8 protein-coding genes are annotated in these 8,889 nt (G+C 52.4%); 3 read left to right on the forward strand and 5 right to left on the reverse strand.

Going from position 1 to position 8,889, the window contains the following annotated elements:
• Positions 1-12: 12 nt before the first annotated feature.
• From RIC19_RS21540 to guaB, 4 genes are all read right to left on the reverse strand, one after another.
• Positions 13-1,449, reverse strand: coding sequence for a TolC family protein (locus tag RIC19_RS21540; RefSeq protein WP_350180440.1), 1,437 nt, complete (start codon positions 1,447-1,449; stop codon positions 13-15).
• A gap of 168 nt (positions 1,450-1,617) precedes the next feature.
• Positions 1,618-2,940, reverse strand: a complete 1,323-nt coding sequence (locus RIC19_RS21545) for a type IX secretion system plug protein (protein ID WP_350180441.1) — start codon at positions 2,938-2,940, stop codon at positions 1,618-1,620.
• Positions 2,941-2,994: 54 nt separating this feature from the next.
• Positions 2,995-3,606: a DNA-3-methyladenine glycosylase gene (locus tag RIC19_RS21550; RefSeq protein ID WP_350180442.1), complete on the reverse strand. Its 612-nt coding sequence runs from the start codon at positions 3,604-3,606 to the stop codon at positions 2,995-2,997.
• A gap of 64 nt (positions 3,607-3,670) precedes the next feature.
• Positions 3,671-5,152, reverse strand: a complete 1,482-nt coding sequence (gene guaB, locus RIC19_RS21555; RefSeq protein ID WP_350180443.1) for an IMP dehydrogenase — start codon at positions 5,150-5,152, stop codon at positions 3,671-3,673.
• A 109-nt stretch (positions 5,153-5,261) separates the two neighbouring features.
• On the opposite strand from guaB, the gene RIC19_RS21560 reads away from it, so the two are divergent.
• Together RIC19_RS21560 and RIC19_RS21565 are read left to right on the forward strand one after the other, a co-directional pair.
• The gene (locus tag RIC19_RS21560; protein WP_350180444.1) at positions 5,262-5,705 is read left to right on the forward strand and encodes a nucleoside deaminase; all 444 of its coding nucleotides are present in this window, start codon (positions 5,262-5,264) and stop codon (positions 5,703-5,705) included.
• A gap of 108 nt (positions 5,706-5,813) precedes the next feature.
• Positions 5,814-6,353, forward strand: coding sequence for a hypothetical protein (locus tag RIC19_RS21565; RefSeq protein ID WP_350180445.1), 540 nt, complete (start codon positions 5,814-5,816; stop codon positions 6,351-6,353).
• On the opposite strand, the gene RIC19_RS21570 is transcribed toward RIC19_RS21565, so the two are convergent.
• The gene (locus RIC19_RS21570; RefSeq protein WP_350180446.1) at positions 6,350-7,000 is read right to left on the reverse strand and encodes a protein-L-isoaspartate(D-aspartate) O-methyltransferase; all 651 of its coding nucleotides are present in this window, start codon (positions 6,998-7,000) and stop codon (positions 6,350-6,352) included. The genes RIC19_RS21565 and RIC19_RS21570 overlap by 4 nt on opposite strands.
• Positions 7,001-7,154: 154 nt before the next feature.
• Between RIC19_RS21570 and RIC19_RS21575 the strand changes: the two genes are divergently transcribed.
• Positions 7,155-8,552 (forward strand): phosphohexomutase domain-containing protein, encoded by a 1,398-nt coding sequence (locus RIC19_RS21575; RefSeq protein ID WP_350180447.1) that lies wholly within the window; start codon positions 7,155-7,157, stop codon positions 8,550-8,552.
• Positions 8,553-8,889: the final 337 nt, after the last annotated feature.

Below are 8,889 nucleotides of genomic sequence, written 5' to 3' on the forward strand. Positions count from 1 at the left end.
AAAGTAAAACGGTTAATCTAATTCCAGTGCCTTGCCCATATAAAAATCAATGGTTTTCAGGTTGAACAGGTACTGATATTTGGAGCGTATGAGTTCAATTCGTGCCTGGTCCAGGGTATTTCTGGCAGTGGCGAACTCCAGCGTGTTGATTGCGCCAAGGTCGAACCGCTTTTGGGCATTTTCGAAAGCCGTTTCTGCGGCCTCCACCGACCGCTGTGCGGCTTTGTAACTGTTGAAGGAGGCCCGGGTATCTGCAAGGGCTCTTTGCACATCCGCCTCCAGGAGCTGCCGCTGCTGTGTACGGCCTACTTCAGCGTTCAGCTTGCTCAGCCGGGCACGCTCTTGATTGATACGGTTGGTATGACGGCTGTAGATGGGCACGTTGAGGTTGACCCCAACGACTTGTCCGAAGTTTTGGTCGATTTGATCCGTATAGGCAATTTGCTCATTATCGACGGGGACTTCAGACTCGAATTCGATCGTTACCGGGCTGCCGTCGATGAATACGGTTTGTGGTACGCGCCGGGTTTCAAAAATTGGAGACCGGAAAGCAGAGGAAAAGTTGGAATTCAAACTGGCAAAAAGGGTCAGTGTAGGCAAAAAGCCGGACTTGGCAATTTCTTCGGAAAGCTGTGCGGATTCAATGCGTAGGTCGGCGGCCTGAATCTGAGGCTGGGTTTGCAGGGCTGCAGTGTACACTTCTTCGAGCCCAACGGCCTGCGGATTGGCATTTGCCGGGAGGTCGATAAATTCCGGACGGACGATTTTTAGGTCCTCCTGCGGGCCGAGCTGCATCAACTGCTTCAGATTGAGGTAGCCGATGTTGACGGCATTCTCTGCTTCAATGATGGCGCGGTCATTTTGGGCAATCTGGGAGAGCAGGTCCAGGCGGTCGTTGGCGGGCACCGAGCCTGCACGGATCAATTTGTCGGTTTGGCTGAGCTGATCCTCTGTCAACTTGAGGTTTTGCTTCGCATTAGTCAGTTGTTCCTCCGACAGCAGAATGTTGAGGTAAGCGGCGGCAATATCCAGTGCAATATTATTGGAAGTTGCGTCGGCATCCAGTTTTGCAGCCCGGGTATTGAGCTGGCCTTGGCGGATAGAGTTATTAATGAAGCCGCCTGAGTAAAGGGTGACGTTGGCATCCAGCGAGAAGCTGTTGAAGCCGATGCGCTCGTTGTTAAAGCTGTTGGTAGTGGGGTCAATCGTCCGGCCAAACTGATAACCGGCGCGTGCGCCTGCACTCAGGCCTGGCAGCCGGCTGTACTGGTTTTCCTGTACGCCAAGCTCAGCGGTACGGATGTCGTACTGAGCCTGCCGGAGGTTCAGGTTGTTTTGCCGGGCATATTCAATGCATTTTTCCAGTGACCAGGGTTGGGTTTGGGCTTGTACCATCCAGCTGGTTAAAGCGCAGAGGGCTAGCGTCAGGGCGATTTTTCTGGTTGTCATACGATTTGGGTTTTGCAGTAGTCAAGTGCTGCTTTTCTGGCTTTTCAGGCCAGTGTGTACGCTGTTGCTTGAATCGGGTTCGGCAACAATAATAGGCAGCTTGCTCCAAATCGCCACAAAAATTATATCAAGGCCCGTTTATGTCGGATTAATGTCCTTTTTTGGATGTTAGGGCTCAAGGGTCGAGGTGAAAGTTACCGAACCGACGGCACGGTCAAACCGGCTGCCAAAGGGCCGGTAATAGATAATGATCGTGTATTCGTTTACCGTCTCGTGAGAGTTGCCTTCCAGCAAGGAGAGGTCCAGGTTGCGGTCTTGTTTTTTCCGGTTGTTGTTGGGCTTGGGCACGGCAGCGTACATATAGTCATAGTACCCTTGTTTCAGGATCACCCAGGTGGAATAGGCCTGCAGGTTGGGGTCGTACTCCAGCCGGTAGCTGTCTTTGAGCGACCAGTCTGTAAAACCACCAACGAGGTACACATCATAGCCCGGGAGTTTTTCGGTAGCCAGGGCAAAGGAAACGTCTGCATATTCTGCGTAGAGCTGATCCAGCGCGAGGTCTTCCTGCCGGTTCCCTCCCCGGTTTTGGTCGGTCGTTTCGATGACGAATTTGCCATTGAGGTCTTCAAAAGTGGTATAGGCCAGTTTGTCCCTCGGATTGTCGGCTTTCATTTCCACCAGGTATGAATCCTGCTCCTGTCTTACCGAAGCTACGTTGAAACTGACGCGCCGGAAGCTGCGCAAATCGGCAAACCGGAATTCCTTCCCCCCCGGGAAGACCACCTCATCCTGATAGTCGAAAATCATGAGCTCGGGGCGGATAAATTTGGGCTCCAGGCCTGTAATGGCGCTCCGCCACCGGCCATTCTGCATGATGGTCGCTGTGATTTCCTGCTGCGGGTTTTGGATGTTGAGCTGTTTATGAGAAACCGTGAAGTCAATCTCCTGATGCGTACGCAGCTTACTTACATTATTGGCCCTTAAAAACCGTGGGCTGATGCCGACCAGCTGTTCCACGACCACAAAACGGCGGGTAATGACCAGCTGACGGTCATTGGACTCATCATATACGAGTAGCAGGTAGTTGCCGGACAGGCGCCAGCGCATATCGCGGTTGGGCAGGGTGAGGGTATAATTGGTATAAGGCCAAAGGGTTTTGAAGGAAAACTCGTAGTTCTGAATGCGCTCCTCGTTGAAGCCATCAAGGTACTCCATCTCCTGCAGGTTGGACGGGTTCCAGTTGCGGTCGCAGTGCACGATGCTGTAGAAATAGTCTTTTACATCCCCATCCAGGTCGTCGAAAGAAAGTTTGAGCGGAGCACCGGCCTCCAGGTTGATCACAGGGTTGGAAAGCATCAGGCCATTAACGTGAAAGCGTACAGAACGGATATGGTCAGCGTAGACGTAATCGTAGTTTTTGATTTCGCTTTCCTGAGCAAAGAGGGTGGCACTGACCAACAGGCCAAAAAATAGAAGGAGTGGCGTTTTCATGTTTGTATTTTGGTATTTCCTGTTCAAATCAACGAATTTTTTTGGGCGGAATTGTCACCGGCTGAGCCACTTGCTGTTTTTGACGGTGAAGCGCCAGGGCCATTGAGCGCACTCACCGGCATAGTCTACTCCTATGCGCGGGCTCTCTTTGATTGCCGAAGCGGGCAACGGTGCACCATACTCCAGCCAGATCGGGCTTTGGGGGGTGGTCAGGTCTAACCCGGTCCAATCGGTTGTAATGCCCATAGCCTGGGACAGGACGCCGGGCCCTGCAGTCAGGCGTTTTTCCACCTTACCCATTCGCCGGCGCCCGAGCATAAGCCCGGTGCCATTGACCGGTTCAAGCGCACGGATAAGCACGGCTGAGCCTACATCCGCACTGCCGGTAACGATATTAAACAAATGATGGATGCCATAGCACAGGTAGACGTAGGCGTGCCCGCCTGTACAGAACATCACTTCGGTCCGGTTGGTCCGGCGCCCTCGATAGGCATGGCAAGCTTTATCGCCATCCTGATGGTAGGCTTCTGTCTCTACGATGCGCCCTGCCGTTCTTATGCCGTCTACTTCGGTAACCAGGTATTGGCCCAGTAAATCCCGGCTCACCTGCAGGACATCACTCCGGGTAAAGAAGGATCGGGGGATCCGTTTTTGAGTATCTGGCATAGTAATGGCGCCTTTCGGTTGAACACCGAAATTAACACTATTGCCGCTTTTTACAAAATGACGGTTACCGGCGGCTGTAGTTGGGCGACTCCTTCGTGATGGTAATATTGTGCGGGTGGCTTTCCAAAATACCGGAACCGGTAATCCGCACAAACTGCGCTTTCTGCATCTCCTCAACGGTGGAAGCACCGCAGTAGCCCATGCCTGCCCGGAGACCGCCCAGGTACTGCACCATCACTTCCGCAACGGTCCCCTTGTAAGGCACCCGGCCTTCGATCCCTTCCGGAACGAGCTTCTTGATGTCGTCTTCCACATCCTGGAAGTAGCGGTCTTTGGAGCCTTTTTCCATAGCACCCAACGACCCCATGCCCCGGTACACCTTAAATTTACGCCCGTCGTAGATGATGGTCTCGCCCGGCGCTTCCTCCACTCCGGCGAACAAACCGCCCGCCATGATGGTATTGGCACCAGCGACCAGTGCTTTGACGATATCACCGGTGTAGCGGATGCCGCCATCGGCGATAATGGGTACGCCCAGGTGCTTGACTGCCTCGTACGCATCATTAATGGCGGTGAGCTGAGGCACACCAACACCCGCAACGATACGGGTGGTACAGATAGATCCGGGGCCTACACCCACTTTGATGCCGTCTACACCTGCCTGAGCGAGTGCCAGCGCACCTGCGCCCGTAGCTACATTGCCACCGATGACCTGCAGGTCCGGGAAGTGGGTTTTGACATTTTTTACGGCATTAAGCACACCGGCAGAGTGCCCGTGCGCGGTGTCTACCACCACCACGTCTACCCCTACTTTGACCAGTGCTTCAACGCGGTCCATCATATCGGCGGTAACGCCAACGGCTGCGCCAACGACGAGGCGGCCCAGGCTGTCCTTACAGGAATGCGGGAAATCCTGCACCTTCATGATGTCTTTGTAGGTGATCAGCCCGGCGAGCTGCTTGTTATCATCCACCACAGGAAGTTTTTCGATCTTGTGGCGCTGCAAAATATCCCGGGCTTGTTCCAGGTTGGTCCCTACCGGAGCGACGATCAGGTTCTTTTTGGTCATCAGTTCCTGTACGGAAGCATCGAGGCGCGTTTCAAAGCGCAAGTCCCGGTTAGTGAGTATACCCACGAGTTTGTTACCGTTGTCTACGATTGGGATGCCGCCAATCTTGAACCGCCGCATCAGGTTTAATGCGTCGCTAATAGTGGCATCTGCCTTCATAGTGACGGGGTCGACAATCATGCCACTTTCTGACCGCTTGACACTGCGCACCTGATCGGCTTGCTGCTCAATGGTCATATTTTTGTGGATGATCCCGATGCCACCCTGCCGGGCAATACTGATAGCCAGCTTGTTTTCAGTCACCGTGTCCATGGCGGCCGAAACAATAGGCGCATTCAGGCGGAGGCCTTTAGTAAGCTGAGTGGATACATTGACGTCCCGGGGTAAAACCTGAGAGTAAGCGGGGACGAGAAGTACGTCATCGAAGGTGAGCCCTTCTTTGACGAATTTGTTGTTAGCTGTTTTCTGTATTTCCATGCGCAAAGGTATGGAATTTGCCTGCAAAAAATAAAAGCGAGACGCTATGGAATTCTAAAAATCATACGCTATTGGTGCTCATCCGGCATAAGCCTTCTATATTTGCAGCATGCTAAGCGTACTCAGTGACGAACACTTTATGAAAAAAGCCTTGCAAGAGGCTCAAACGGCCTACGAAGCCGGCGAGATCCCCGTAGGAGCTGTGGTGGTCTGTCAAAACCAGATCATTGCCCGTGCCCACAACCAAACGGAGCTGCTCAATGATGTGACTGCCCATGCCGAAATGCTTGCGCTTACCGCTGCTGCCAACCACCTGGGCAGTAAATATTTGCGCGATTGTACCTTATATGTGACGCTGGAACCCTGCGTCATGTGTGCCGGGGCGTTGTATTGGGGGCAGTTGGGCCGCCTGGTCTACGGGGCGCCCGATGAGAAACGGGGCTACCTCAGGCAGGGCAATCAGCTCCTCCACCCCAAAACAAAGATTGAGTACGGCGTACTGCAAGAGGAAAGCCAACTGTTGCTTAAGGCTTTCTTCCGGCAGCGGCGTTAAACTGTCGTTAAAGCAGGTTAAAGAGTTTTAACCCACTGGCAAGTTTGTAGTCCTACCATTACCTTGAGGTGATTCTCTTGGAATGCTTCGCTATAAAATGCTATTGCTATGAAAACGTTTTTTCCATTTTCCATTTTGGCTGCCGTTTTGCTGACTTCCTGCGGCCCCACTCTTAGCCCTTTCACCACACAGGTGTACCAGGAGGGCCGGTTTACCGAATCTGAACTAAAGGGCATTCAATTTTACTTATCCGAGCCCATTGTGCTGACCCGTGAGCTGCGGGCTGAAAAAGCAGAAGTGATTTCGGGTGAGATCAAAATTGTCAACGGGCAAACCGTGGAGCAGGTGGTGATTCCCAAAGGTACACCCGGCGCCGTCCTGTTTACCCCGGATCAGCAGCGCCTGGCGATTTCATTTGAGAGCGGTAGTGACAACCGCTATCTTATCTTCGGCCCTAACCCCTCTATGAACGAGCGTTACACCCTGCGCGCTTCTGACTGGGAGCGCCGGGCAGCCGTGGTTACTTACGATGGGCGGAAGTGGCGTGCTGGTGAAAGTGCCGCCCTGGCGACCTTGCTGGTGGATTTGAGAAAGGTCAATCAGGTGTCGGTGCAGTCGCGTACAGCGAGTGGGCGGCGGGTGGATTAGATTTTATTCACGCCTTTCAAGAAGGGCACAAACTTGAAATCCGCAAATTTTTCTATTTCCATGTCTCCCGCTTTGTTCAGCCGGGTAATGCGCAGCATTTTCTGTGCTTTTTCTCCTACGGGGATCACCATTTGACCACCCACTTTAAGTTGAAGGAGGAGTGGTTCCGGGATTTCCGGAGCACCGGCAGTCACTAGTATTTTATCGAAGGGGGCAAATTCGGGGAGGCCTTTGTAGCCATCGCGGAGGTAGCAGCGGATGTTGCCCAGCTGCAGCAGTTCGAGCAGCTTTTTGGCCCGGCGGTGGAGGAGCTCCTGCCGCTCAATGGTGTAGACTCTGGCGCCCAGCATGGCCAAAATACCCGCCTGATAGCCGGAACCGGTCCCGATTTCCAGGATTTTTTCCCGCTTTTTGACTTCCAGGAGGCTCGTTTGATAGGCTACGGTATAGGGCTGGGAAATGGTCTGCTCGTTCCCAATCGGAAAGGGTTTATCCTGATAAGCCCATTCTTCGAAGGCCTTGTCCAGAAAGTAATGCCGGGGCAGCATACCAATAGCGCTCAGGATTTGCTCATCCCTGATGCCTTTCGCGCTAAGCTGCTCCACGAGCTTTCGGCGCATGCCTTTATGCCGGTACGTATCAGTCAATCGCTTCTGGTTTTCTTATTGCAATTACAGCGGGAGTTTGGCGAATTTACTAAATTCGGGCGCTAATCATTGCCAAGCTTACATCAGAATTGTAACCCGGTAGTGAACGCATCGTAAAAATCTGTTTACCAAAGCATATAAACCCTTGACAAATATGACTAAGATCAAATTCGGAACGGATGGCTGGCGCGCAATTATCGCTGAAGATTACACGGTAGAAAACGTGAAGCGGGTAGCTGCGGGCACTGCCCTTTGGATGAAAGACCACGATGCGGCTCAGGTCGTAATCGGTCATGATGCCCGCTTCGGGGGCGAATTATTTGCTGCAACTACGGCCCGGGTGATGGGTGCTTATGGCATGAAGGTGAAACTGGCCAAAGGCTTCGTGTCTACACCTATGGTTTCCCTGGGCGTGGTGAAAACCAACTCAGACCTTGGGGTCGTCATCACGGCGAGCCATAATCCGCCTTCTTATAATGGCTTCAAACTAAAGTCGAAACTCGGCGGGCCGATGGTCCCGGCACAGGTGGCTGAAGTGGAAACCGCTATACCGGCAACGGTGGATATGGCACTACCCACCTTGCAGGAAATGGAAGCGCAGGGGCTGTTGGAGTACGTTGACCTGGAGCAAATTTATGTGGACCACGTCACGGTCAGCTTTGACCTTGAAAGTATCCGCAATGCAGATTTTAAAATCGCCTACGATGCCATGTATGGTGCGGGCCAAAATGCGCTGCGCCGCCTCCTGCCCAATGCGGTTTTGCTGCACTGTGATTACAACCCCTCCTTTATGGGGCAGGCACCGGAACCTATTCACCGGAATTTGGGCGAATTGTCGGCACTGATCAAAAATGACCCGTCTATTGGCTTAGGCCTCGCGAATGACGGCGATGCTGACCGAATTGGTATGTACGATGAAGAGGGCAATTTTGTCGACTCCCACCATATTCTTTTACTACTGCTGCTTTACATGTACGAGTACAAAAAGCAAACGGGTAAAGTGGTGGTGACCTTCTCGGTGACCGAAAAAATGCAAGAGCTCGCTAAACAGTTTGGGCTGGAGGTTGAGGTAACCAAGATCGGCTTTAAGTATATCGCAGAGATCATGGCTCAGGAATCTGTACTCGTGGGTGGAGAAGAGTCCGGTGGCCTTGCGGTCAGTGGGCACATCCCGGAGCGCGACGGTATTTGGATCGGCCTGACGATCATGGAGTTCATGGCGAAAACCGGGAAATCCATTAAAGAGCTAATTCAGGAAGTTTACGACCGGGTAGGGTCCTTTGCCTATGACCGGGACGACCTGCACCTGACCGAGCAGAAAAAGCAGGCCATCATTCAGCAATGTGAAACGGGCGGTATTGATGCGTTCGGCCCTTATAAAGTGGAGCATGTTGAAGATCTTGACGGGTTTAAATTCTACTTCGGCGGCAGCCGTTGGGTGATGATCCGGCCTTCGGGCACAGAGCCGGTATTGCGGGTTTATGCGCAGGCTCCGGAGCATGATGAGGTACGTCAGATTTTGGATGCTACGCATAAGGCACTGCTGGGATAACATTTTTGTGTTTAATATTTGGTTTTTAAAACGAAATGATTTAAATTGGGCGTGACGCATACTCTGTATCATGCCCAAAAAAATTGTTATCCATCAGCCGGACGACCGTTTCTTTAAGTCGGCTATGAGCGACCCGGAGGTAGTTAAAGCTTACCTGCAGCATTTCTATTCGGAAATTGCGGCTATTGCAGACCTTAGAGCGTGTTGGGACTTTAGTAATCGGCCTGCAAACTACACTTTTTTGCTTATACTTCGTCCCGAAAATCCTCATTTAGCTAAGGCTAAACTCCGGTTTTCGTGCCTCGTCTAACCAAAAAAATGTTAGTTTTCGACTAGA

It is taken from the genome of Phaeodactylibacter sp. (assembly GCF_040219495.1).
In the GTDB taxonomy this organism is placed as follows: Bacteria; Bacteroidota; Bacteroidia; order Chitinophagales; family Saprospiraceae; genus Phaeodactylibacter.

Excerpts from the sequence above, each read along its gene's own strand:
- guaB (WP_350180443.1), bottom strand. The coding sequence starts at position 5,152 with ATGGAAATACAGAAAACAGCTAACAACAAATTCGTCAAAGAAGGGCTC.
- RIC19_RS21565 (WP_350180445.1), top strand. The coding sequence starts at position 5,814 with ATGAAAACGTTTTTTCCATTTTCCATTTTGGCTGCCGTTTTGCTGACT.
- RIC19_RS21560 (WP_350180444.1), top strand. The coding sequence starts at position 5,262 with ATGCTAAGCGTACTCAGTGACGAACACTTTATGAAAAAAGCCTTGCAA.
- RIC19_RS21545 (WP_350180441.1), bottom strand. The coding sequence starts at position 2,940 with ATGAAAACGCCACTCCTTCTATTTTTTGGCCTGTTGGTCAGTGCCACC.
- RIC19_RS21575 (WP_350180447.1), top strand. The coding sequence starts at position 7,155 with ATGACTAAGATCAAATTCGGAACGGATGGCTGGCGCGCAATTATCGCT.
- RIC19_RS21540 (WP_350180440.1), bottom strand. The coding sequence starts at position 1,449 with ATGACAACCAGAAAAATCGCCCTGACGCTAGCCCTCTGCGCTTTAACC.
- RIC19_RS21550 (WP_350180442.1), bottom strand. The coding sequence starts at position 3,606 with ATGCCAGATACTCAAAAACGGATCCCCCGATCCTTCTTTACCCGGAGT.